Raw genomic sequence first — 23,578 nt, 5'->3', positions numbered from 1 at the left:
TCAGAAGCGAACGGATCGGGCATTTTTGGGGTCCGTGTTCCCGCTTTTCGCGCTACATGGTAGCTAGCTTCACACGAGTGAAGCGACTGCCGAAGGAATCGGGGCTGAAGAGGAAGCCGTTTCAACTTTTGTGAAGGCAACAAAATAAAAAACCCAACATTAACGTTGGGTTTTTTTATCTATTCCGGATCGTTCATTTTAAACGTTTCCATAAACTTCGTAGTGTAATTTCCGGCTACATAATCCGGTTCTTCCATCAACTGACGGTGGAACGGAATAGTGGTTTTGATGCCTTCAATATAAAACTCATCTAATGCGCGTTTCATTTTGTTGATAGCCTCTTCACGGGTTTGTGCGGTGGTTATCAACTTGGCAATCATGGAGTCATAATTCGGCGGAATGGTATACCCTGCGTAAACGTGGGTGTCCAAACGCACGCCGTGTCCTCCCGGTGCGTGTAAAACAGTAATTTTACCCGGCGACGGACGAAAATCGTTATAAGGATCTTCTGCATTAATACGACATTCAATAGAGTGCAATTGCGGTAAGTAGTTTTTACCTGAAATTGGCACACCGGCAGCCACTAAAATCTGCTCCCGAATCAAATCGTAATCGATAACTTGTTCGGTAATCGGGTGCTCTACTTGGATACGCGTATTCATCTCCATAAAGTAGAAGTTGCGGTGTTTGTCTACCAAAAATTCTACCGTTCCGGCACCTTCATACTTGATGAATTCGGCCGCTTTAACCGCAGCTTCACCCATTTTAGTTCTTAATTCGTCAGTCATAAACGGCGACGGTGTTTCTTCTGTTAATTTTTGGTGACGGCGTTGCACAGAGCAATCTCTTTCCGATAAGTGACAAGCTTTACCGTAAGAATCACCCACCACTTGAATCTCAATATGACGCGGTTCTTCGATTAACTTTTCCATGTACATCCCATCGTTTCCAAAGGCAGCAGCAGCTTCTTGACGGGCACTTTCCCAAGCTTTCTCCAGCTCTTCTTCTTTCCAAATGGCACGCATACCTTTACCACCACCACCGGCGGTAGCTTTCATCATTACCGGATAACCAATTTCTTTGGCTACTTTTTTGGCTTGTTCAAAATCTTCCAAAATTCCGTCAGATCCAGGAACACAAGGAACTCCTGCGGCTTTCATGGTAGCTTTAGCCGTAGCTTTGTCTCCCATTTTTTCAATCATTTCCGGAGAAGCTCCGATAAATTTGATGCCGTGTTCCTGACAAATTTTAGAAAATTTAGCATTTTCCGAAAGGAAACCATAACCCGGATGAATCGCATCGGCATTGGTAATTTCTGCCGCGGCGATAATATTAGACATTTTTAAGTATGATAAATTACTTGGCGGCGGACCGATACAAACTGCTTCGTCTGCAAACTTCACGTGTAAACTTTCTGCATCGGCAGTAGAGTAAACCGCAACGGTTTTAATCCCCATCTCGCGACAAGTTCTGATTACACGAAGTGCAATTTCGCCTCTGTTGGCAATTAATATTTTTTTAAACATCTTTTTAAATTAGATAGTTAGACAATTGGATTGTTGGATTTTTAGATTAATTCATCTATTAATGATAAACTTGTGATTATTAGAAAAAACTAATAATCTGAAAATCTAATAATCTAATAATCTAAATTACGATGGGTCTACTAAGAATAAAGGTTGATCGAATTCTACCGGAGACATATCGTCTACTAAAATCTTAACGATTTTTCCGGAAACTTCCGCTTCAATTTCGTTGAATAATTTCATGGCTTCAACCACACACAATACATCACCTTTACCGATAGTGCTACCTACTTCAACAAAAGGCGCTTTATCCGGAGATGGTTTGCGGTAGAAAGTTCCAATCATTGGCGATTTGATAGTAACAAATTTTGAATTGTCTTCAGCAGATACTGCTGGAGTCGCAGGCGCTGCCGCAACCGGAGCTGCCGCTGCTACAGGAGCCGCCATAGCTTGTTGAATAGGCGCTGCTTGTTGTACATAAGTGATTTCCGGCGTATTTCCTTCTAAAGTAGTTCTGATAGTAATTTTAACATCACCTGTCTCCAATTTTACTTCGGCAACACCGGAATTGGATACGAATTTGATCAGGTTTTGAATTTCTTTTAAATCCATGATTTGTTAGTTTTAGAATTAGTTTTATTGTTTGTCATACGCCCATTTCAGGTATATAGATCCCCAAGTGAATCCTCCACCAAACGCAGCGAAAATTAAGTTATCTCCTTTTTTAAATTGTTTTTCAAAATCACTCATCAGCAAAGGCAAAGTGGCTGAAGTAGTGTTTCCGTAGCGGTGAATATTAACCAATACTTTCTCTTCATCAAGGCCCATTCTGTTGGCTGTGGCGTCGATAATTCTTTTGTTAGCTTGGTGTGCTAATAACCAATCTACGTTTTCTTTGGTTAAGTTGTTGCGTTCCATTATTTTTTCACTCACGTCGGCCATGCCGGAAACAGCATATTTGAATACTGTTTTTCCATCTTGGAAAACAAAATGTTGTCCGTTAGCTACAGTTTCGGCAGATGGCGGAAGGATGGAACCACCGGCATCAATTTTAAGGTATTCTCTTCCGATACCGTCGCTTCTTAAAAACTCATCTTGTAAGCCCAAGCCTTCATAATTAGGTTCGAATAAAACAGCGCCGCCACCATCACCAAAAATGATGCAAGTAGCTCTGTCTGTGTAGTCTATAATAGACGACATTTTATCAGCACCGATGAGTAAAACTTTTTTATAGCGACCGGATTGGATGTAAGCAGCAGCATTAGACATTCCGTATAAAAAGCTGGAACAAGCAGCTTGCAAATCGTAAGCAAAAGCATTTACGGCACCAATTTGACTGGCTACGTAAACGCCTGTTGACGCTACCGGCATATCCGGAGTAGCGGTGGCCATGATGACCAAGTCTATTTCTTCGGGATTGATATTGGCTTTGGAAATTAAATCCTGAGCGGCCTTGATGGCCAAATAAGAAGTGCCTTTTCCTTTTTCTTTCAAAAGTCTTCTTTCTTTGATACCGGTGCGAGTGGTAATCCATTCATCATTGGTATCTACCATAGTTTCCAGTACTTGATTAGAGAGTACAAATTCCGGAACATAAGCTCCAACTGCGGTAATTGCGGCTGTAATTTTGGTCATAAAAAGGGTATTTTTCCAGTCGATTTTTTTCAATCGAAAAGTTGTGGAAATTACAAAAAAAAATGATACCTAAAGGTAAATCGACAGGGATATTTGCTAAAATTAAACAAAACAAAAAACTCCCACATAGTGAGAGTTTGTTTTGTAAAAAAACCTTAATTAAGCAACAGCTACTGATTTATCAATAACTACTTGTCCTCTGTAATACATTTTACCTTCATGCCAGTAAGCTCTGTGGTATAAATGTGCTTCACCTGTTACCGGGCAAGTAGCGATTTGAGCTACAGTTGCTTTATAGTGAGTTCTTCTTTTATCTCTTCTTGTTTTCGAGGTTTTTCTCTTAGGATGTGCCATTGTACTATATTATTTATCCGTTAATAGTTGTTTTAATTTGTCCCAACGCGGGTCAATATCATCTTCTTTTTTTACTTCTTTAATTTGCTTCGCCAGTTCGCGTTCGCTCGGGTCTTTAACTTGTAATTCATTCAGTTTTTGTAATGCTTCTGTTTGTAAGGTGCCGTCTTTTACTCCGGGATGTATCCTTTTGTGAGGCACTGATAACACAATCATTTCATAAATGTATTGCGACAAATCGATTTGGTGTTCTCCATGTGGGAGTATCAACAATTCGTCGTTGTCGTTGTTGAATTCGTCACCAAATTGTACTACCAATTTAATTTTTCCTTTGATAGGCAAATCAAACGGCTCTCCGGTTAAATCACAAGGAACATTAACGGTTCCTTTGTGCTTAAAGCTGATTTCCAACATCGTAGTCTTTTTTTCAAGTACTACAGTAACGTCTATATTGCAACTTTCGAATTCATCAAAATTGTAATCGTCAAAGAACTTTTTCTCTATTTTAAACTCAAACTGATGCTTTCCTAACTTTAATCCTATGAAAGGAATTAAATATTCATTCGTACTTTTCATCTAAACAACAATTTGACCCAACATTTAGGGAGTGCAAAGATATAAAATTATTGGAATTCCAATAACCTTATCAACATTTTTTTGTTTATAACTGTTTTTCTTTTGTTTTCAAGGGATTTCGACTGATTTCAGCGTAATCTGCTCTTGAATTGTAGATGTCAATGGCGGTGTAAACAGCTTCTTTAAAGGAATTGTAGTCGGCCAAACCTTTTCCGGCAATTTCATAAGCCGTTCCGTGATCGGGAGAAGTTCTTATTTTGTTCAAACCGGCAGTATAATTAACACCATTGCCAAAAGAAAGCGTCTTGAAAGGGATTAAGCCTTGGTCGTGATAAGTTGCTACAACAGCATCATATTTTTCATATTGTCCACTGCCAAAAAAACCGTCGGCTGCAAAAGGGCCGAAAACCAAGGAGCCTTTATCAAACATTTTTTTCAGGGTTGGTCTGACAATTTCATCATCTTCTTTTCCGATGACGCCGTTATCCCCTGCGTGTGGATTCAGTGCTAAAACTGCAATTTTTGGTTTGTTAATCCCAAAATCCTGAACCAGCGATTGTTTTATGGTTTCGATTTTTTGTACAATTAATTTTTCGGTCAAGTGTTTGGCTACTTCATTTACAGGGACATGGTCGGTTAACAATCCAACTCTTAAATTGTCGTGAACCATTAACATTAAAGCGTTTCCTTCCAATTCTTGATTCAGATAATCGGTATGACCCGGAAATTTAAAATCTTCCGATTGTATGTTGTATTTGTTGATAGGAGCAGTGACTAAGACGTCTATTTGATTTTCTTTGAGGGCTTTGGTGGCTGCAGTAAAAGATTTTATAGCATATTTTCCAACGTTGTCGTCATTTTTTCCGAAGTTCAAATCAACACCTTCTCGCCATACGTTCAAGACATTAATTTTACCAATAACCAGTTGGTCTATTTTGTCTATACCATGTAGCGGTGCATTAAGTTCTAAAGTCTTTTTAATGAATGAAAGTATTTTAACGTTGGCGAAAATAACCGGGGTGCAAAGTTCCAGCATTCTGGCATCTTCAAAAGTTTTCAAAATCACTTCGCTTCCAATACCGTTTAAATCTCCGATTGAAATCCCAACAATGATATTTTCTGCTTTTTTCATAAGAAGTACTGGTTATTTATTGCTAATTTTGAAGTGCAAATTTAGTAAAATAAAACCACAATGTTTACAGGAATAATTGAAACCCTCGGAATTGTAAAAGAAATCCAAAAAGAAGGAGACAATCTTCATTTAACGATAACTTCAGAGATAACAAAAGAACTAAAAATAGACCAAAGTGTAGCTCATAATGGTGTTTGTTTAACGGTGGTAGCCATTGATAATAACGACTATACTGTCACGGCTATAAAAGAAACTATCGACAAGACAACTCTGGGAGAATGGCAGGTTGGCGATTTGGTAAACTTAGAACGTGCCATGAAGTTAGGGGATAGGCTGGATGGTCATATTGTACAAGGGCATGTGGATCAAACCGGTGTTTGTAAATCGATATCAGAGGCCAACGGGAGTTGGTACTTTTCTTTTGCATATGATAGTCAGTTAAATAATATAACTATTGAGAAGGGTTCCATAACGGTAAACGGAGTGAGTTTGACAGTAGTTAACTCACAAGCCAATGGTTTTAGTGTAGCCATTATTCCTTACACTTTTGAGCACACCAACTTTAAAACTTTCAAAGTTGGCTCAAAAATCAATTTAGAATTTGATGTTGTGGGAAAATACGTGGCAAGATTACACGCTTTAAGACAATAGTTAGATACCATTTTGAGACAAAACACAAAAAAGCATCCCGTTAAAAGGATGCTTTTTTTATATTGTGTTGGTATATTTTGTAAAAGCCTAAGGTTAATGAACATAATAACAATAGAACCAATCCACCGTCCAAAGGCAAGCCTGGCGGGGGCGGAGGTGAAGACGGAGGCGGTGGACCAGGGGCAGCAAAAACACTAATGGTCGGTAAAAAAACCGCAGTCAGAATAATTATAATTCTATTGGGGAGAATTTTCATAGTGCGTAAAAGTAAAAAAAAAATCTAATCGCCAAAATAAATTAATTATTTAATCTCTTAAGTTAATATAAATTTAAAGTGCAAAACTATCGTTTTGTTCGCTAATTGTTAAAGAAATAAGTGCATTTGCGCTTAATTATCAATTACGATTTTTTCCCACTTTTGGTTTTTTCTAACAAAAAAGACCTCTCAAGAGGTCTTTTATTTTTGTGGTCCCACTTGGGCTCGAACCAAGGACCACCTGATTATGAGTCAGGTGCTCTAACCAACTGAGCTATAGGACCGGCTAGGAGGTTGCAATATTACTACTATTTTTTTTTCGTTGCAACTATTTTTAAGGGATTTCTTGGCAGAGCTCTACCAATACTCCGTTTGTTCCCTTTGGGTGTAAGAAGGCAACCAATTTATTGTCGGCTCCTTTTTTCGGGGTTTCGTTTAAAACTACAAACCCTTCTTTTTTTAAACGGTCTATTTCTGAAACGATGTTTTCTACATCAAAAGCAATATGGTGTATGCCTTCGCCTTTTTTCTCTAAAAATTTAGCAATGGGACTTTCCGGATTCGTAGCTTCTAAAAGTTCTATTTTATTTGGACCATTCATAAAAAAGGAAGTTTTTACGCCTTCGCTGGCTACTTCTTCTTCTTTGTAAGGCGGATTGCCAAATAATTTCTCAAATAATAAGTTGGAGGTTTCCAAACTTTTTACGGCTATACCAATGTGTTCTATTTTTCTCATTTTTTTTAAGTTGCTGAGCTGCTTAGTGCCTTAATTATTTCAAAGTTCAAAGATAAGCATTTCGTTTCTTAGCCCTGATAGAAGCGGCATCCTTTTTATTGTTTGAGAGACGATCTTCTGACTGCGTTTGGTGATAACAATAAAAAGATAGAGCGGATAGCAGGAAAAAGCTTCTCAGAAAACTTAGTAACTTAGTCTCTTATTGCGCTTCGTTCCATACAATTCGCACTTCGTAGTCGGGTCAGCAACTTTGTAACTTAAAAGTTGTATTTTTGCGGCATGGAAACGAACAGACAGAAAAAAATAGGAAGTGTATTGCAAAAGGATTTAGTAGATATCCTGCAAGGCGAAGTGCGTAAAAACGGGATTACCAATTTAGTGATTTCGGTTTCTAAAGTGAGTGTAACCACCGATTTATCCATTGCCAAAGTCTATTTGAGTGTTTTTCCACAGGACAAAGCTGCCGAGTTACTCGAAGCCGTTAAAACCAACGCACCTTTAATAAAGCATGATTTGGCGCAAAGGGTTAAGCTGCAATTGCGCAAAGTGCCGAATTTGGTTTTTTACATCGATGATTCTTTGGATTATATCGAAAAGATAGACAACGCCTTGGCCGGAAAAGAAAATCCTATTGAAAACCGTGAGCTTTTAGACAAACGCAAGAAATTTTAATCGCCACTTGAATTTCCCGCTTTACATAGCCAAACGTTATCTCTTTAGTAAGAGCAAGAACAATGCTATCAACATCATTACCGGGATAGCAGCCGTTGGCATAGTAGTTGGCGCCATGGCTTTATTCGTTGTTTTATCCGTTTTTAGTGGATTGCGCGAATTCAGTTTGTCTTTTTCCAACGATTTTGACCCGGATTTAAAAGGAACCGCTGTTACCGGAAAATTTTTCTCTTTAACTTCCCAACAAGAACAAAATCTTACTCAAATTCCCGGCATAGCTTCTTATAGTAAGGTGTTGGAAGAGCGCGTTTTATTCTTTTTTGACGGGAAAGAACAAGTTACTTATCTCAAAGGTGTTGATAAAAAGTTTACCCAAACCAATGTCGTAGCGCAAAACCTAGTGAACGGAAAATGGTTAAAACCCAATACCATTGAAGTAGTGATTGGCTACGGAATTTCCGAAAAATTATCTCTCGGTCTTTATGATTTCAACAATCCTTTTGAGGTTTATGTGCCGCGAAAAGGCAAAGGCGTTATCGAAAGCGAAGCCGAAGCCTTTAACAAAGCCCGATTGATTCCGGTAGGGATTTATGCCATTAGTGAAGATTTAGATCAGAAATATGTGTTTTGCGATTTGACTTTGGCGCAAGAACTGTTGGAATTACAGCCCAATCAAGTTTCCGGCTTGGAAATCAAACTTCAGCCAAATGCCGATGAAGCTGCTGTTATGAAGCAGGTTTCGGATTTGTTTCAAAACAAGATACAAATCAGAAACCGAGCCCAGCAAAACGCCACACTTTATAAAATGTTGAATACCGAAAACATAGCCGTGTATCTCATTTTTACTTTGGTGATTATTATTGCTTTGTTCAACTTAATCGGCGCTTTGATTATGATGATATTGGATAAGAAGAGTAACCTCAAAACCTTACATAGTTTAGGCTCCGACATTAAAGACTTGAAAAAGATATTCCTTTTGCAAGGCAGCTTGTTAAGTGTTTTTGGCGGATTGATTGGATTAGTCTTAGGAATGGTAATAGTGATAATCCAACAGCAATTCAAATGGGTTATGATTACCGAATCTTTGGCGTATCCGGTGGTTTTCAGTCTTCAAAATGTGGCGATAGTTTTTGCTACTATCGTAACGCTGGGCGTAGTATCCAGTTGGATAGCCAGTAGTCGGGTTAGTAAAAAGCTATTGGATTAAACAAACTGATAGTTGGCATAAGCCTCACGAATTTCCTCAAAAACTTGCAACAAAGCATTGTGGTCATCGGTGGTGACTAAACGTTGCTTGAAGTCTTTAAACCCATGAATTCCTTTGAAATAATTGGTATAATGGCGGCGCATTTCTACAATCCCTAAACGTTCGCCTTTCCATTCCATAGACCAAATCAAATGGTTTCTGGCGGCCTCGATTCGGTCAGCCATGCTAGGTTGTGGCAAGTGTTCACCGGTATTAAAGTAGTGTTTGATTTCGTTAAAAATCCAAGGATAGCCAATAGCGGCGCGACCAATCATAATACCGTCTATGCCGTATTTGTTTTTGTATTCCAAGGCTTTTTCGGGGGAATCGATATCGCCGTTGCCGAAGATAGGCATGGTAATGCGCGGATTGTTTTTTACTCGGGCAATGTGTGACCAATCGGAATGGCCTTTGTACATCTGCGCTCGGGTGCGTGCGTGAATGGTCAAAGCTTGTACGCCAATATCCTGCAGTCTTTCGGCTACTTCATCGATGTTGATGGAGTTTTCGTCCCAACCCAAACGCGTTTTTACGGTTACGGGCAATGAAGTGCCTTTAATCACGGCTTTGGTCAAGCGTACCATCAAATCAACATCTTTCAATACGCCGGCACCGGCACCTTTGCAAACCACTTTTTTTACCGGACAACCAAAATTAATATCCACTAAATCCGGTTGGACGGCATCGACAATTCTGGACGACATCTCCATCGCTTCTTCATCGCCACCAAAAATTTGAATCCCAACCGGGCGTTCATAGTCGAAAATATCCAATTTCATTCGGCTTTTCACAGCATCGCGAATCAGTCCTTCCGAAGAGATGAATTCCGAGTACATTAAGTCGGCGCCATGTAATTTACACAAGCGACGAAAAGGCGGATCGCTAACGTCTTCCATAGGTGCAAGAAGCAGCGGGAAATCAGGTAATTGGATGTTGCCTATTTTGGGCATGGTTGCGTTTTTTTTTTGCAAAAATACTAAAGATTGTTGAATGATGATGGGCGATTTTAGATTTAAGAATTTCGTTTGTAGGTGAACAATCGTTAATCTGCAATATGCAATCCAAAACTTTGCCCTATATTTGCCGATTAAATGACTGCTGTAAAAGGGATAGCGGTGGTTTGCGTGAGGGATTAAAGTGAAAATCCTTTTGCTTTTGAAAAAAGCAAAAGATTGCAACGGAAAGCCCGACCCCTTTCGACAGGATCAAGACAGGCCAAGGGGTCACGCCCTAATTAAATTGACAAAGAAAGAAAATGACATGCGAAGCACGGCATGTTTTCGAATAAAAAACATTCATTTTATATGAAACATATTAGAAATTTTTGCATTATTGCCCACATTGACCACGGAAAAAGTACGTTGGCCGACCGATTGTTGAGTGCTACTCAAACCGTTTCGGCTCGAGAGGAAAAAGCGCAGTTGTTGGACAACATGGACTTGGAGCGCGAGCGTGGGATTACCATTAAGAGTCACGCCATTCAAATGGAGTACAAATACAAAGGCGAAGATTATATCTTGAACCTGATTGATACGCCGGGACACGTGGATTTTTCGTATGAAGTTTCCCGTTCGATTGCGGCTTGTGAAGGCGCTTTGTTGATTGTAGATGCCGCGCAAAGTATACAGGCACAAACCATTTCCAACTTGTATTTGGCTTTGGAAAACGATTTAGAGATTATTCCGGTGTTGAACAAAGTGGATTTGCCGAGTGCCAATCCGGAAGAAGTGAGCGACGATATTATTGATTTGTTGGGTTGTAAGTTGGAAGATATTATCCACGCTTCGGGGAAAACCGGATTTGGTGTGGAGAATATTTTATCGGCCATTATTGAAAAAATCCCGGCGCCTAAAGGCAGCAAAGACGAACCGTTACAGGCCTTGATTTTTGACAGCGTTTACAATCCGTTTCGTGGGATTGAAGTTATTTTCCGAGTGAAAAACGGAGAAATTCGCAAGGGTCAAAAAATTAAGTTTATGGCCACGGGCAACGAATATTTTGCCGATGAGGTTGGAACATTAAAACTCAACCAAGTGCCGAAAGAAGTGATTTCTACCGGTGATGTTGGGTATTTGATTTCGGGGATTAAAGAAGCGAAAGAAGTAAAAGTAGGAGATACCATTACCGATGCCAAAATACCAACTACGAATATGATTGTTGGTTTTGAAGATGTAAAACCGATGGTTTTTGCCGGGATTTATCCAGTAGATACGGAAGATTATGAAGATTTGCGTTCTTCTATGGAAAAATTGCAATTGAATGATGCTTCTTTGGTGTTTGCGCCTGAGAGCTCGGCTGCTTTGGGATTTGGTTTCCGTTGCGGATTCTTGGGCATGTTGCACTTGGAGATTATTCAGGAGCGATTGGAGCGTGAATTCGACATGACGGTAATCACTACGGTACCGAACGTTTCGTATTTGGCCTATACTAAAAAAGAACCTGACACTCCAATTGTGGTGAACAACCCGTCTGATTTGCCGGAACCGTCTAAATTAGACCGCGTAGAAGAGCCGTTTATCAAAGCCACGATTATTACCAAAGCCGATTTTGTGGGTAACGTAATGAGTTTGTGTATTGAAAAACGCGGTATCATTACCAACCAAACCTATTTAACTACCGAGCGAGTAGAGTTGAACTTCGATATGCCGTTGGCAGAAATTGTATTTGATTTTTACGACCGATTGAAAACGGTTTCCAAAGGATATGCTTCGTTTGATTACTCTCCGATAGGTATGAGAGCTTCTAAATTGGTGAAATTAGACGTGTTATTGAACGGAAATTCAGTAGATGCCTTGTCGGCTTTGATTCACGAAGACAACGCGTACAACATTGGTAAAAAGATGTGTGAAAAGCTCCGTGAATTGATTCCGAGACAACAGTTTGATATTCCTATTCAGGCCGCTATCGGAGCCAAAATCATCGCCCGTGAAACCATCAAAGCGTTGCGTAAAGACGTTACTGCCAAGTGTTACGGAGGTGATATTTCCCGTAAGCGTAAACTCTTGGAAAAACAGAAAAAAGGGAAAAAGAGAATGCGTCAGGTAGGTAATGTGGAGATTCCGCAAGAAGCATTTATGGCGGTATTGAAGTTGAATGATTAAAATTAGGTGCTAAGGTTCTGAGGCGCTGATGCACTAAGGAATTACATTATAATAGAAACCTGATTGTGAAAGCAATCGGGTTTTTTTATTGGAATAAACCTTAGAACCTTAGTATCTTTGCACTTTAGAACCTTATAGAGATGTTAGAAGATAAAACACCCCAACGCACACCGCTTTCTCAATTGGGAGAGTTTGGATTGATTAGCCATTTGACCAAGAATTTCGACGTAAAACAAGCTTCTACTTTAAAAAGTATAGGCGATGATGCTGCCGTTTTAGATTTTAAAGGGAAAAAGACTGTTGTTTCTACTGATTTGTTGATTGAAGGCGTTCATTTCGATTTGAGTTATATGCCTTTAAAGCATTTGGGTTATAAAGCTGTGGTGGTGAATTTGTCTGATATCGCAGCTATGAATGCCAGACCTACTCAGATAACGGTTTCGATTGCGGTTTCTAACCGATTTCCGTTGGAAGCTTTAGAAGAACTTTTTGAAGGGATTGCCATGGCGGCCAAGATTTATAAAGTAGATGTGATTGGCGGCGATACAACTTCTTCTCAAAAAGGGATGATTATTTCGATAACCGCTTTGGGCGAAGCTAACGAAAAAGATTTGGTGTATCGCAATGGCGCTAAGGAAAATGATTTGTTGGTGGTTACCGGCGATTTGGGTTCGGCGTATATGGGATTGCAGGTTTTAGAACGTGAGAAGCAAGTGTTTCAAGTGAATCCGAACAACCAGCCTGATTTGGACAATTATACCTATTTGATTGAGCGACAGCTCAAACCTGAGGCGCGTACGGATATTAGAGAATTGTTGGAAAAATTGGAAGTAAAACCCACGGCCATGATTGATGTTTCGGACGGTTTGTCTTCGGAAATCATTCATATTTGTAAGCAAAGTAAAGTGGGCTGTAACTTATTTGAAGAAAAAATTCCGATAGATCCTCAGTTTATCAATGTTTGCGAAGAGTTTAATATCGATTCTACCACTGTAGCGATTAATGGTGGCGAAGATTACGAATTGCTGTTTACCATTGCCTTAGAAGATTTTGATAAAATCAAAGCCAATCCGAATTTTACCGTGATTGGGCACATGACACAGGAAAGCGAGGGCGTACATTTGGTGACCAGAGCCAACACTAAAATTCCGTTGAAAGCTCGTGGTTGGGACGCTATAAGTCAATAAAAAAGCGATACCCTTGAGTATCGCTTTTCCCCCTAAGTCTTGTAAATTAAACGGTAGTTATTGAAGTTTGGGCCTACTCGTTTGATTCTACAAATACTAACCCTGAAATCATTTGGCTAAGTTAAGTATTGTAGTGAAGAGGTTAATTACGGTTTCCCGCATATTTTGCTATGGTTTCCCGCATAATCGTTAAATGACACCTTTATTTTTGGCTTCACGGATTAAATCCACGTCGGTTCCGCCCGGGACTTCCAAGATTTCACGAATGTTGAGTTTTCTTTTCTCTATGGCGCTTAGTGAAAGTGGAATGTAAGTTGGCAAATCTTTTGTTTTTACGCCTTTAGAAAGGTGGAAAAGGATTTGTTTGTCGAATACATCCAATTCGATGTTGTTATATTGGGCTTGGCCAACCAATTTGATTACGGTTTGGCTGTAATAGCTTTCGTTGTTGATGATTTTATCGAAGGCGAACAACAATTCGTCGAAGGTCAAGTCGTTTTTAATGATTAAACCGCTTGGGTTGATGTTTTTGATAATATTGTTGATTTTCAGCAGTTCGGTGTGCATAGTTAGCAAGATAACTTTACATTCTTGCATTTCAGACTTCATCAGCATGGCTAAATCTTCTCCTGAATAGATGCCTTTTTCTGCATATTCAGGCATACTGATATCGAAAAATGCAATGTCAAACTTTTTGGAACCGTCAACAATGTTTTCGTAACCCGACTTGCAGTTGTTGGCTTGAGTAACTTCGAATTCGAAGCCATTTTGGCTGTATTTATTGATGGCATTTTTGTAGGCCTCAATAATAAATGGATGGTCGTCTACAATTAAAATTTGGATAGGGGTTTTCATGCTTGTGGTATTGTGGTGGGTTGTTTTGTTTCTATAGGTATGGTAATGACTATTTTGGTTCCTTCGTCTTTTTTCGAGGTAATATCGATAATTCCTTTACAATCGTGTGTTCTTGAAATCATGTTTTGCATACCAATGCCTTTGCTCTTTTTGTTGACATCGAAACCGATACCGTCATCTTTAATTTTCAAATATACATTTTCTTCGTCACCTTTGATTTCTACATAGATGTTTTTTGCATTGGCATATTTGTTAATGTTTTGCAATCCTTCTTGTAAAATTCGGTACAAATTGATTTTGATGGCGTTCCCGATTTTGTCCCAGTTAACGTTGTTGTCTATGGTATAATTGACTTCAGCCGGAAAGGCATTCTTTTGTTCTTCTAATAAATTATGAACGATGGAAACAAAGTTGTTGATTAGTACTTGTTTTTCTCGGTTTAGGTCGTGAGAGATTTCGCGAATGTCTTGTTCTATCGTTTTTAGCTCGTTTAAGAGTTCAAAACGTTTTTGGACGGCTTCATCATCAGTACTCGAGTTTAAGCTGTCCAGATTAAGGCGCAATCCGAACATTCGGCCGAGTACACCATCGTGTAAGTCTTGTGCCAAGCGTTTTTTCTCTTTGCTGCGACTTTCATCAATAATAGCCTGCTGTGACATCATGAGGTTGTAGATGTCTTCATTGGCTTTTTGTTGGGCTTGTTTGTAGAGTAATTCTCGGGTTCTGGCGCGTTGTGCCCTTACTACAAACAATAAAACTACCAAAATAAAGGTAACCACAAAAACGTAGAGTAAGTTGCGGTTTTTTTCGGCTAGGCCTTGGTTTTCTTGTTTTATTTCGTCGGTTTCGAGTTGGAGACGCGCGAATCTGTCTTTAGAGTTTCTTTCAGCTATTTGAAGACTATCACTAATACGAATATATTCTCTTGAATAAGTTGGAGATCTTTTAACATCAACAATTGATGCTTGCTTTAAAGCTAGAACAATATTTGTTGGAATTTTAGATTTTTTTGCTGTGTTAAGAGCATAGTTTGAGTATTCTATAGATTTTGATATGTCATTTTCTCGCTGATAATATTCAGAGAGATGAATATAACTTCCAACAATTGCTGTTGAGTTATTAATTTCTTTTCTGATTTTTAATGCTTCAAAAAGTAAACCTGAAATACCGCTTAACTCTTTATTTTGTAGCTTGCAATAAGCTAAATTATCAATAAGATTTGAATATAATAAAGGGTCTTCATCTATAATCAATTTGTTTTTCAGTGCTTCATTAAAAAAGTATATCCCTTTAGAAAAATCTCTTGATTTTAGATAAAGGTAGCCTATATTATTTTGACAGACGGTTTTAAAATATGTTCTGTCTTCTGGGGATGGCAAGTCTTCAATTGCCTCTAGGGCCTTATTAAAGTAAAAGATTCCTTTTTCGTACTCTTTTAATTCAGTTGCTACAAGACCGAGTTGATCTAGTGAGCCATATATTTTATTATAAATTTTTGTTTCAAGAAAAAGAGAGTGAGCTTTTTTTAAAGATAATTCAGCTCCAAGATAATCTCCAATTGAGTATTGAGCGATTCCTTTATTCATTAAAATGTTAGCATAATTAGGCTTATCGTTTAATTTGCTATAAATTTTTTCAGCTTTTAAATAAAAAAAATAAGAACTATCAATTTTTTGAGTTTTGAAATAAAAATTACCTCTAGACCTATAGGCCATTCCCAAGTTTAGAGTGTCGTTGGATGTGGATGATAGTTTTAATAATAGTTTTGAAGATTCGTCAAGTTTATCTAACCTATTGTTTTTGTAAAATTCTACTATAATGTCATAAAGTAATTTTCTGTTTTCTAAATCATTTTTTTGAGATTTTAAAATCTCAAAAGATTTAACTAGGTTTAGTTCATTGTTTTTATCATTGAGATTTTTTTTTGATAAATACAAATTGAAATATGTTTTTGCTGAGTCTCTTTTTTTATTAATACTGGGTGTCTTCTCATTTTTAGAGCAAGAGAAGAAAATTAGAATGATAGGTAATAAGTATATATATTTCAAGACAGTTAAATTGCTTGGTATAAAAATACAAAAAAGGCTGTCAAATTAATGACAGCCTTAATATATATTTTTATATTTTTTATGATGGATCTTGACTTCTTCCTCCAATAGTTCTTGTTGGGTCTTGACTTCTTCCTCCAATTTCAGAATCAATTGTTAATGATGGATCTTGACTTCTTCCTCCAATAGTTCTTGTTGGGTCTTGACTTCTTCCTCCAATTTCTAAAGCTACAGAAGGATCTTGGCTTCTTCCCCCAATCTCAGTTGGAGTAGTAAAAGATGTAACCACAAGCATTAAAGCTAATAGGCCAAAAGTAGTTGCTAATTTTTTCATAATTTGAGACTTTTTATTGTTAATGTTTTTGTTTCTACTTAATGTTAGTGTTAATGCATTTGATTTGATGCTGTGACACTTTCATGGAGTAAAACTAAAAAGGAAGTCTCTGCGAAGCCCTATACATATTGGTGTTTATGGTAGAATGACCTCGTTTGTGAGTGAATGATAGTCAAATTTGGGTGGATGATTTTTTGGTTTTTAGGTAAAATGACCCTATTTGTTCTTTTTTTGAAGAAATAGCAGTTCCTAAAAACAAAACGAAATGTACTCTGAATAACTTTTAGAGTTCATTAGAAAAGATAGTGATAAAGTAGTGATTAGTTTTTCAATGGGATTCCAATAGACAAAGTAGTGCCTTGGTTTACTTTTGAGTTGATATTCAATTTTCCGTTTAGAGCTTTGACCCGGGATTTAATATTTTTTAGACCGATACCTTTTTTAGGGTTGCTGGGTGGTATGCCTATCCCATCATCTGTAACGGTAAGACATAATTTGTCTCCATCCAAGAAAAAGCGGATGTAAGCTTTTTGAGCTTCTGAATGTTTGTTGATATTTTGGCAAGACTCTTGTAGAATTCGGTATAAGTTCATTTTCTGAACATCGGTAGTATTTTCCCAATTTACAGCAGGGTCAACAACCAACTCAAAAGCCACTCTACTAATTTGGTTAAGTTCTAATATTAAATCCGTTACTAGTTTTTCAAAACTGTCATCACCTATCACTGTTTTTTGGTTCAAATTGTGCGTAAGATTCCTAATCTCGTTTTCTATGGTTTTGATTTCCTCTATATGAGGCAAACAATGTGCTATGGTGGCGGGGTCTCTTTTGAAAGAAAGAATGGATAGATTTAGACGTGTACTGGTTAGTTTATTCATTACACCGTCATGCAATTCCATAGCAATCCGTTTTTTCTCTTGTTGTCTGGCTTCGTCTTCTTTTGTTTTTTGAACCAACATCAATTGGTAGATTTCTTCATTGGCTTTTTGTTGGGTGTTCCTTAAGACAAGTTCTTTTTGTTTCAAACGTTGTCTTGCGATGACAAAAATTAATAATGCAATAAATAATACTGCAACAGTTATAATTAGAAATAAGGTACGTTGTTTTAAAGCCGTTTCTCTTTGTTGATTGATTTCTTCTGTTTCGAATTGCATTTGTGCAAATTTATCTCTAAAGTTTCGCTCTTTGAGTTGAAGACTGTCACTAACTGCAATATATTTCAATGCATTTTTTGATACGTTATTTCTATCAATTTTAATTAATTGGGATAAGCTTAGTAATATATCCGTTGGGTTTTTATAATCTTCGGATATTTTAACCGCTTTTTTAGCATAGTAAATAGCTTTTGTGCTATCTCCTTTTATAGAATATAATTTTGATATATTCAGGAGGTTATAGTTGTAACCATTCATACTATTTGTAGATGAAAGTATCGAATCGGCATCCATTAATAATTCTAAAACTTTAATATTTTTTCTTGATTCGATCTCGTTTAATGCAAATAATGATTCAGCAATTGCATACTCATTTGGGAATTTATCTTTATTTTTTTTTGATGATATAATTTTCATTAAGTATTCTGCCGCATTTTGGTGTTTTTTTAAATTTATGTATTCGTGGGATACATTGTTGTATATAGTATATTTTTGGCTTTCACTTAAGCTGTTTTTTTCGGCTTTTAAATAATATTGAATTGCTTTTAAATGTAATTTAAGTCCGGATAAGTTATTTGCAATAATATTAAAGCAGAAGTATTTAATCCTTTTGTCATTTTTTGTTTCATAGCTTTTTAGAAGTTCGAAAGCAGTTTTATTACTTCCAAGATAATCACAAGCGTAAGATTGAGTTAATAAGATGTCAAGTGTAACTCTATTTGTGTAATTTTTATTTTTTAGTGAGTTGAATATCTTTTTTGCTGTAAATAAATGTTCAATCGCCTTCTCGTTTTCTGATATTGACATATAATAAAGCCCTAGGCATCTATTTGCATAGCCTAATCCAGATGAATCGTTTACTTTTTCTGATTTTTTTAAAATAAGATCGGCTGTCTTTTTTAATAATTTAGTTTGGTTAAAAAGATGACATTTAAATGAAATATTATAAAGATTTTTTATCGTCAAACTATCATTCCTCCTCAAATCAATAAAAGACAAGGCTTTGTCATTGTATTGCACACGCTTTTTAAAATCTAAACTGTCATTTTCTGCTAAGGCCAAGTATTTTTGGACAGAATCGTTGGTAGGATTGCTTTCGGGTTGGGTTTCCATTTGGGAACAACCGAAGAGTATCGTAATAATGGTTAAGAAAACAATAGATTTATTCATAAAGGCAATGTAGTAAAAATTGAAAAAGAATAGTACTTATCTTATCCTTTAAACGGAATCTGCAATTGGGTTTTCAGTTTTTGGATGGTTTCCTTTAACAATGTTAAGTTAGCAACGACCTTTTCACTAGCGGTTTGATTGTTGTAAGAGATTGTAATTTCTACTTCCTGTTTTGGAATTTTATCTTTTTTCTTCTTCTTGCTCTCCGGGATTATTATGCTTTCCAGTATTTTCTCGTAATGCTCTTCTAAATCATTTACTTGGTCAAAATAATAGATGGTTACTTCTTCCCCGATTATGATTTTAAGGTGGCAGCATGGCTTGGTTGAAGCGCTTTGTCCCAACATTGCTAACGGACACAACCATATAAAGTAAAACCAAGCTTGTTTCATAAACCTCACATAAAGCAAACAGCCCCGCTTTCAGTCGTCCAAACAGAAAAGCTAAGGGCTGTTTTTGGTTCGTTTTGTTAGTCTCCCGATTAATAACTAACCTAAAATAAACGGGACAAATTTCAGTTAATTTTTTACCTTACCAAATACCACTTTGGATCCGGTATTCATTCCCAAAAGCTAGTTTTGAGTATGATTTTTTATCAATGTAAAAGTATAACGGGAAAATTAGATTTTAGTATACAAAAAGTGTACATTTTTTAAAAAATATACCAATTGTTCGGTTTCAAATAAATCCTTGTTTACGTGCTTCCCGCAAAATGTCTTCATCATTCCCCTTTTCTATATCGAAAAATTCTTTGATAAGCGCTTTTCGTTTATCAACAGCACTCTTGGATAAATGCAAGTATTCCGGCAGGTTTTTAGTTTTAATGCCTCTATTTAAGAGTAAAATAATTTGACGATTGTAAAAATCCAACAACTTTACCTTTTCTTCTAATTGTTTGTTCAAGTGTTTAATGGTACTGCTGTGGTATTGTTTTCCCTGTAATACAGTGTGAAATGCTTCTGTAAAATCGAAGGCATCAAAATCACTTTTGACCAAAAAACCGTCCGGATCGTGATTCTTTAAGATATTAAACAACAATAGTGATTCCGAATGTGTGGTCAACATCATAATCTTGCTGTCCGGTAAATGCTTTTTGACAAGGGGAATCAAATCACCTCCGTTTTGAATCCCTTTTTCAGGATAAGCCGGCATAGTGTAATCGATAGTAACCAAGTCAAAACGATCTGTGGTGGTCGTTATAAGTTCGTAAGCACTTTCACAACACAAAGCCTGCTTGGTCTTTATTTCATAGCCATGTGGATTGAAAGATAAAATAGATTTGTAGCCCTCAATGATGAGTTTGTGGTCGTCAATCATTAATACGTTTACTTCCATTTTGATTTGATTTTTAGTAAACGTAATACTTTTCTGTTATATTTCCAAATAATTTCCGCCGGCTATTCTGTTGATAATCAAATCAACGTTGTCTTTATAAGACTTAGAGAACGGTAATTTAGTGGTTGAGTTTTTAATATAACAAACAGTATTTCCGGTATGAATTCGGGAAACCTGACTCACATTGATAATGTAGCTATTGTGGATTCGTAAAAATTGCGATTCCGGTAAAACGGTTTCAAAATGCTTCAAAGTCTTGAAGGCTGTTATCATTTCGCCGTTGTTCAAATGAATGTCGGTCGAGTTGTTATCTGCTTCAAAATATAAGATGTCTTCCGAGTCGATATAACGGTAATCGCCATAAGATTTAATGCAGATGATTAGTGATTGTGGTTGCTGAACCGTAACTGTACTGTCTGTTGTGGCCGGAATGGTTTTGATTTCCACATCATGTTCCTCGGTTTGCAGTTCTTCAGTCAGTGTTTCGTCTAACACTTCAAAAGTAGCGGCCGGATTTTTGACTTCCATATGCGGCAAATCTGATTTAATGGCGCGGTCAAACTTTAGGATGGCTTTTCTGAAATCGTTGATGTCTAATGGCTTCAACAAATAGTCGACTACTTCATATTTCAAAGCGTCGTAAGCCAGCTCTTTTTTGGAAGTGGTAACAATGATTTTCGGAACAACACTCAAATAGCGATAGAGTTCATTAATCAGCGCTAAGGACAAATTACTTTTCTTATCGGAAGGATCGATTTCCAGAAAAACCAATCGAGGTTGGTGCTCCAAAATCAAATTCACACCATCGTCATAGTTATTGGCAGAGGCCACGAACGATAGGTTGCGAAAACGTTCAGCAATAGCTTGGGTTTTCACGACATCGTCTTGACTGTCATCAATAATGATATAAGTATGGCTCATTAACGCTTATCCGTTGATTTTGGGACAGCATTTTCTGATTAAATTAACAGGTAGTTTTGGGGAAACTTTGTTGTTAAACTAAATATGTATCTTAAAAATAAAACACGAAAATAAAACCGACCAAAAGTGCCGATTTTCGTTGTAACGAAATTATAGGTTCAATTTTGGAGAATTTCAAATTGTTGACAGAATCGCCGAATCTGTTAATATGTGAATTTTATTCAAGTATAATTCTTACAAAAATAAAAATTCCAAATTCTTCTGAAATCTCAGATTGGAATTTGGAATTTTAGTATTGGAATTTATTTGATGTTACATCTTCATCAACCAATTTCTCATCGAAACTTCGTTATTGATGAGCGTTCTTAATTCGGCAATTTTTACGCGATCTTGTTGCATAGAATCGCGGTGGCGAATGGTTACGGTTTCGTCTTCCAAAGTTTGGTGATCCACTGTAATACAGAATGGTGTTCCTAAGGCATCTTGTCTTCTGTAACGACGGCCAACGGCATCTTTTTCGTCATAGGCTACATTGAAATCCCATTTCAAATCGTCGATGATTTTTTTGGCGACTTCCGGTAAACCGTCTTTTTTCACCAAAGGTAAAACGGCCGCTTTGGTTGGCGCTAAAACAGAAGGTAAACGCAATACAGTTCTGGTAGAACCATCTTCTAACGTTTCTTCTTTTAAAGCAGTAGCAAAAACAGCCAAGAACATACGGTCTAAACCAACCGAAGTTTCCACTACATAAGGCACGTAATTCGAATTGGTCTCGGTATCAAAATATTGTAATTTTTTACCCGAATATTGTTCGTGTGCTTTCAAATCAAAATCAGTTCTCGAGTGAATACCTTCTAATTCTTTGAAACCAAAAGGGAAGTTGAACTCAATATCCGCTGCCGCATTGGCGTAGTGTGCCAATTTTTCGTGGTCGTGGAAACGGTAGTTTTCCTTGCCTAATCCTAAGGATAAGTGCCAGTTTAAACGTGTCGTTTTCCAATACTCATACCATTTCATTTCTTCGCCCGGTTTTACGAAGAATTGCATTTCCATTTGCTCAAATTCACGCATACGGAAGATAAACTGACGGGCTACAATTTCGTTACGGAAGGCTTTACCGGTTTGGGCAATCCCGAAAGGAATTTTCATTCTACCGGTTTTTTGCACGTTTAAGAAATTCACAAAAATCCCTTGAGCCGTTTCCGGACGCAAGTACAAATCCATCGCATTTTCGGCTGAAGCGCCAAGTTTGGTGCCAAACATCAAGTTGAATTGCTTCACATCAGTCCAATTTCTGGAACCGGTTTCCGGATCGGCAATTTCCAATTCTTCGATTAAGGCTTTTACATCTTCCAAATCTCCGGCGCCTAACGAACGGCCCATTCTCTCCAGAATTTCACGCTCTTTGGCCAAGTATTCCATCACACGCGGATTGGTGGTTTTGTATTGCTCTTCATCGAAAGCATCACCAAATCGCTCGCGGGCTTTTTCAATTTCTTTTTTGGCTTTCAGGTTTAATTTTTCGGCATAATCCTCAATTAAAACGTCCGCTCTGTATCTTTTTTTAGAGTCTTTGTTGTCAATGAGCGGATCATTGAACGCGTCCACATGACCAGAAGCTTTCCAAGTGGTAGGATGCATTAAAATGGCGGCGTCTAAACCGACAATGTTCTCATGCATTTGCACCATGGCTTTCCACCAGTATTCTCTAATGTTCTTTTTTAATTCGACTCCGTTTTGAGCGTAATCGTACACTGCGCTCAAACCATCGTAAATTTCGCTCGACGGAAAAATAAAGCCGTACTCTTTAGCGTGCGAAACTACATTCTTAAATAAATCTTCTTGTTTTGCCATAATGCTGCAAAAATATAAAAAGCGCGGATAAAAAAAGGGTTTAAAACCAATTAGAATTGAAAAAATGTATAATTTTATGTAAGAAAATTACTTTTTTATGTGGAATCACCTACTCAATTTATTTTTTCCGAAGTCGTGCGCAGGTTGTCACACCATTTTGTTAAACGATGAAAACGTGATTTGTACGCAATGCCGCCACGAAATTCCGCTTACACATCATCTTACAATGACTGAAAACGAAGTCTTTCAACGATTTTATGGTCGTATTCCGTTAGAGTTTGGCGCCGCGCTGTTTTATTTTCATAAAAAAGGCATTGTACAGGAAATGATGCACCAACTTAAATACAAAGGCAACCAAGAAGTCGGAACGGTAGTGGGCGAATGGTTTGCGGCCGAATTACAAAAAGTACCGATACTGCAAACAGTCGATTACATTATTCCGGTTCCGTTGCACAAAAGACGATTTCGGGAACGCGGCTACAATCAGGTAACCACTTTTGGGCTGGCTTTGTCAAACAATTTGAATATTCCCTACAGCGAAACCCTTTTGCAACGAAAATTATATACTAAAACCCAAACGAAAAAGTCGCTCTTGGGCAGATCCGATTTGAGTCAGACGCTATTCGATATAGAATTTTCGGAGCAATATGCGGGAAAACATTTCCTGTTGATAGACGATGTGATGACTACCGGTGCAACCTTGGAAGCTTGCAGTAAAGCACTACTTAAAATCCCCGAAGCCAAAATCAGTATTGCCTGCATGGCTATGGCGCACAGTTAATTGTTAAGTTTCCTGCAAAAGATTTCATTCGCACTAAATATAATTGTTATTTTG

General features: G+C 37.5%; 22 protein-coding genes and 1 tRNA gene. 6 read left to right on the top strand and 17 right to left on the bottom strand.

Annotated elements, in window-relative coordinates:
• Positions 1-179: 179 nt before the first annotated feature.
• The 6 genes from accC to pdxA form a co-directional block, all read right to left on the bottom strand.
• Entirely contained in the window at positions 180-1,526 is a 1,347-nt protein-coding gene (gene accC, locus Q0M21_RS01470) for an acetyl-CoA carboxylase biotin carboxylase subunit (RefSeq protein WP_295333695.1), read from the bottom strand.
• A gap of 126 nt (positions 1,527-1,652) precedes the next feature.
• Positions 1,653-2,138, bottom strand: a complete 486-nt coding sequence (gene accB, locus Q0M21_RS01465) for an acetyl-CoA carboxylase biotin carboxyl carrier protein (RefSeq protein WP_295333690.1) — start codon at positions 2,136-2,138, stop codon at positions 1,653-1,655.
• A gap of 24 nt (positions 2,139-2,162) precedes the next feature.
• The gene (locus tag Q0M21_RS01460) at positions 2,163-3,161 is read right to left on the bottom strand and encodes a beta-ketoacyl-ACP synthase III (protein ID WP_295333688.1); all 999 of its coding nucleotides are present in this window, start codon (positions 3,159-3,161) and stop codon (positions 2,163-2,165) included.
• 159 nt (positions 3,162-3,320) lie between these two features.
• Positions 3,321-3,515 carry a 50S ribosomal protein L32 gene (gene rpmF, locus Q0M21_RS01455; RefSeq protein ID WP_073308476.1) on the bottom strand — a complete coding sequence of 65 codons (195 nt, stop codon included), beginning with the start codon at positions 3,513-3,515 and terminating at the stop codon, positions 3,321-3,323.
• Between the two features lie 9 nt (positions 3,516-3,524).
• A complete protein-coding gene (locus Q0M21_RS01450) occupies positions 3,525-4,091 on the bottom strand; it encodes a DUF177 domain-containing protein (protein WP_295333684.1) in 567 nt (188 codons plus the stop codon).
• Between the two features lie 85 nt (positions 4,092-4,176).
• Complete coding sequence (gene pdxA / locus Q0M21_RS01445) at positions 4,177-5,223, bottom strand: 4-hydroxythreonine-4-phosphate dehydrogenase PdxA (RefSeq protein ID WP_295333682.1); 1,047 nt, start codon at positions 5,221-5,223, stop codon at positions 4,177-4,179.
• A gap of 60 nt (positions 5,224-5,283) precedes the next feature.
• Here pdxA and Q0M21_RS01440 point away from each other — a divergent pair, with 60 nt between their 5' ends.
• The gene (locus tag Q0M21_RS01440; protein ID WP_295333679.1) at positions 5,284-5,874 is read left to right on the top strand and encodes a riboflavin synthase; all 591 of its coding nucleotides are present in this window, start codon (positions 5,284-5,286) and stop codon (positions 5,872-5,874) included.
• Positions 5,875-6,340: 466 nt separating this feature from the next.
• Here the strand turns inward: Q0M21_RS01440 and Q0M21_RS01435 are convergent.
• Positions 6,341-6,414, bottom strand: a tRNA-Ile gene (locus tag Q0M21_RS01435).
• 50 nt (positions 6,415-6,464) lie between these two features.
• Positions 6,465-6,866, bottom strand: coding sequence for a methylmalonyl-CoA epimerase (gene mce / locus Q0M21_RS01430; RefSeq protein WP_295333676.1), 402 nt, complete (start codon positions 6,864-6,866; stop codon positions 6,465-6,467).
• Positions 6,867-7,145: 279 nt separating this feature from the next.
• On the opposite strand from mce, the gene rbfA reads away from it, so the two are divergent.
• Positions 7,146-7,538, top strand: a complete 393-nt coding sequence (rbfA, locus tag Q0M21_RS01425) for a 30S ribosome-binding factor RbfA (RefSeq protein WP_290877280.1) — start codon at positions 7,146-7,148, stop codon at positions 7,536-7,538.
• A 7-nt stretch (positions 7,539-7,545) separates the two neighbouring features.
• On the top strand, positions 7,546-8,745 hold the full coding sequence (locus Q0M21_RS01420) for an FtsX-like permease family protein (protein WP_295333673.1): 1,200 nt from the start codon (positions 7,546-7,548) through the stop codon (positions 8,743-8,745).
• Here Q0M21_RS01420 and dusB read toward each other — a convergent pair.
• On the bottom strand, positions 8,742-9,734 hold the full coding sequence (gene dusB / locus Q0M21_RS01415; protein WP_295333670.1) for a tRNA dihydrouridine synthase DusB: 993 nt from the start codon (positions 9,732-9,734) through the stop codon (positions 8,742-8,744). The genes Q0M21_RS01420 and dusB overlap by 4 nt on opposite strands.
• A 354-nt stretch (positions 9,735-10,088) precedes the next feature.
• On the opposite strand from dusB, the gene lepA reads away from it, so the two are divergent.
• Together lepA and thiL are read left to right on the top strand one after the other, a co-directional pair.
• The gene (gene lepA, locus Q0M21_RS01410) at positions 10,089-11,885 is read left to right on the top strand and encodes a translation elongation factor 4 (RefSeq protein WP_295333667.1); all 1,797 of its coding nucleotides are present in this window, start codon (positions 10,089-10,091) and stop codon (positions 11,883-11,885) included.
• Positions 11,886-12,025: 140 nt separating this feature from the next.
• Positions 12,026-13,072 carry a thiamine-phosphate kinase gene (gene thiL, locus Q0M21_RS01405; RefSeq protein ID WP_295333665.1) on the top strand — a complete coding sequence of 349 codons (1,047 nt, stop codon included), beginning with the start codon at positions 12,026-12,028 and terminating at the stop codon, positions 13,070-13,072.
• A 189-nt stretch (positions 13,073-13,261) separates the two neighbouring features.
• On the opposite strand, the gene Q0M21_RS01400 is transcribed toward thiL, so the two are convergent.
• The 8 genes from Q0M21_RS01400 to Q0M21_RS01365 form a co-directional block, all read right to left on the bottom strand.
• Positions 13,262-13,927 (bottom strand): response regulator, encoded by a 666-nt coding sequence (locus tag Q0M21_RS01400; RefSeq protein WP_295333662.1) that lies wholly within the window; start codon positions 13,925-13,927, stop codon positions 13,262-13,264.
• The gene (locus Q0M21_RS01395) at positions 13,924-15,975 is read right to left on the bottom strand and encodes a sensor histidine kinase (protein WP_295333659.1); all 2,052 of its coding nucleotides are present in this window, start codon (positions 15,973-15,975) and stop codon (positions 13,924-13,926) included. Before Q0M21_RS01395 ends, Q0M21_RS01400 begins: the two co-directional genes overlap by 4 nt.
• Before the next feature lie 79 nt (positions 15,976-16,054).
• The gene (locus Q0M21_RS01390) at positions 16,055-16,309 is read right to left on the bottom strand and encodes a hypothetical protein (protein WP_295333655.1); all 255 of its coding nucleotides are present in this window, start codon (positions 16,307-16,309) and stop codon (positions 16,055-16,057) included.
• A 320-nt stretch (positions 16,310-16,629) separates the two neighbouring features.
• Positions 16,630-18,633, bottom strand: coding sequence for a sensor histidine kinase (locus tag Q0M21_RS01385; protein ID WP_295333653.1), 2,004 nt, complete (start codon positions 18,631-18,633; stop codon positions 16,630-16,632).
• Between the two features lie 41 nt (positions 18,634-18,674).
• Positions 18,675-19,025, bottom strand: a complete 351-nt coding sequence (locus tag Q0M21_RS01380) for a hypothetical protein (protein WP_295333651.1) — start codon at positions 19,023-19,025, stop codon at positions 18,675-18,677.
• A 286-nt stretch (positions 19,026-19,311) separates the two neighbouring features.
• Entirely contained in the window at positions 19,312-19,968 is a 657-nt protein-coding gene (locus Q0M21_RS01375) for a response regulator transcription factor (protein WP_295333649.1), read from the bottom strand.
• A gap of 36 nt (positions 19,969-20,004) precedes the next feature.
• The gene (locus Q0M21_RS01370; RefSeq protein ID WP_295333647.1) at positions 20,005-20,889 is read right to left on the bottom strand and encodes a LytTR family DNA-binding domain-containing protein; all 885 of its coding nucleotides are present in this window, start codon (positions 20,887-20,889) and stop codon (positions 20,005-20,007) included.
• A 312-nt stretch (positions 20,890-21,201) separates the two neighbouring features.
• Positions 21,202-22,743, bottom strand: a complete 1,542-nt coding sequence (locus Q0M21_RS01365; RefSeq protein ID WP_295333644.1) for a glycine--tRNA ligase — start codon at positions 22,741-22,743, stop codon at positions 21,202-21,204.
• Positions 22,744-22,840: 97 nt separating this feature from the next.
• Here Q0M21_RS01365 and Q0M21_RS01360 point away from each other — a divergent pair, with 97 nt between their 5' ends.
• Positions 22,841-23,524 carry a ComF family protein gene (locus tag Q0M21_RS01360; RefSeq protein WP_295333641.1) on the top strand — a complete coding sequence of 228 codons (684 nt, stop codon included), beginning with the start codon at positions 22,841-22,843 and terminating at the stop codon, positions 23,522-23,524.
• Positions 23,525-23,578: the final 54 nt, after the last annotated feature.

Origin of the sequence: Flavobacterium sp., from assembly GCF_024710485.1 — a bacterium.
Lineage (GTDB): Bacteria > Bacteroidota > Bacteroidia > Flavobacteriales > Flavobacteriaceae > Flavobacterium.
This window is presented reverse-complemented; position numbering and strand designations above follow the sequence as displayed.

What these genes read in the sequence shown, in the direction of transcription:
- accC (WP_295333695.1), bottom strand. Translation starts at nt 1,526, where the DNA reads ATGTTTAAAAAAATATTAATTGCCAACAGAGGCGAAATTGCACTTCGT.
- accB (WP_295333690.1), bottom strand. Translation starts at nt 2,138, where the DNA reads ATGGATTTAAAAGAAATTCAAAACCTGATCAAATTCGTATCCAATTCC.
- Q0M21_RS01460 (WP_295333688.1), bottom strand. Translation starts at nt 3,161, where the DNA reads ATGACCAAAATTACAGCCGCAATTACCGCAGTTGGAGCTTATGTTCCG.
- rpmF (WP_073308476.1), bottom strand. Translation starts at nt 3,515, where the DNA reads ATGGCACATCCTAAGAGAAAAACCTCGAAAACAAGAAGAGATAAAAGA.
- Q0M21_RS01450 (WP_295333684.1), bottom strand. Translation starts at nt 4,091, where the DNA reads ATGAAAAGTACGAATGAATATTTAATTCCTTTCATAGGATTAAAGTTA.
- pdxA (WP_295333682.1), bottom strand. Translation starts at nt 5,223, where the DNA reads ATGAAAAAAGCAGAAAATATCATTGTTGGGATTTCAATCGGAGATTTA.
- Q0M21_RS01440 (WP_295333679.1), top strand. Translation starts at nt 5,284, where the DNA reads ATGTTTACAGGAATAATTGAAACCCTCGGAATTGTAAAAGAAATCCAA.
- mce (WP_295333676.1), bottom strand. Translation starts at nt 6,866, where the DNA reads ATGAGAAAAATAGAACACATTGGTATAGCCGTAAAAAGTTTGGAAACC.
- rbfA (WP_290877280.1), top strand. Translation starts at nt 7,146, where the DNA reads ATGGAAACGAACAGACAGAAAAAAATAGGAAGTGTATTGCAAAAGGAT.
- dusB (WP_295333670.1), bottom strand. Translation starts at nt 9,734, where the DNA reads ATGCCCAAAATAGGCAACATCCAATTACCTGATTTCCCGCTGCTTCTT.
- lepA (WP_295333667.1), top strand. Translation starts at nt 10,089, where the DNA reads ATGAAACATATTAGAAATTTTTGCATTATTGCCCACATTGACCACGGA.
- thiL (WP_295333665.1), top strand. Translation starts at nt 12,026, where the DNA reads ATGTTAGAAGATAAAACACCCCAACGCACACCGCTTTCTCAATTGGGA.
- Q0M21_RS01400 (WP_295333662.1), bottom strand. Translation starts at nt 13,927, where the DNA reads ATGAAAACCCCTATCCAAATTTTAATTGTAGACGACCATCCATTTATT.
- Q0M21_RS01390 (WP_295333655.1), bottom strand. Translation starts at nt 16,309, where the DNA reads ATGAAAAAATTAGCAACTACTTTTGGCCTATTAGCTTTAATGCTTGTG.
- Q0M21_RS01385 (WP_295333653.1), bottom strand. Translation starts at nt 18,633, where the DNA reads ATGAATAAATCTATTGTTTTCTTAACCATTATTACGATACTCTTCGGT.
- Q0M21_RS01380 (WP_295333651.1), bottom strand. Translation starts at nt 19,025, where the DNA reads ATGAAACAAGCTTGGTTTTACTTTATATGGTTGTGTCCGTTAGCAATG.
- Q0M21_RS01375 (WP_295333649.1), bottom strand. Translation starts at nt 19,968, where the DNA reads ATGGAAGTAAACGTATTAATGATTGACGACCACAAACTCATCATTGAG.
- Q0M21_RS01370 (WP_295333647.1), bottom strand. Translation starts at nt 20,889, where the DNA reads ATGAGCCATACTTATATCATTATTGATGACAGTCAAGACGATGTCGTG.
- Q0M21_RS01365 (WP_295333644.1), bottom strand. Translation starts at nt 22,743, where the DNA reads ATGGCAAAACAAGAAGATTTATTTAAGAATGTAGTTTCGCACGCTAAA.
- Q0M21_RS01360 (WP_295333641.1), top strand. Translation starts at nt 22,841, where the DNA reads ATGTGGAATCACCTACTCAATTTATTTTTTCCGAAGTCGTGCGCAGGT.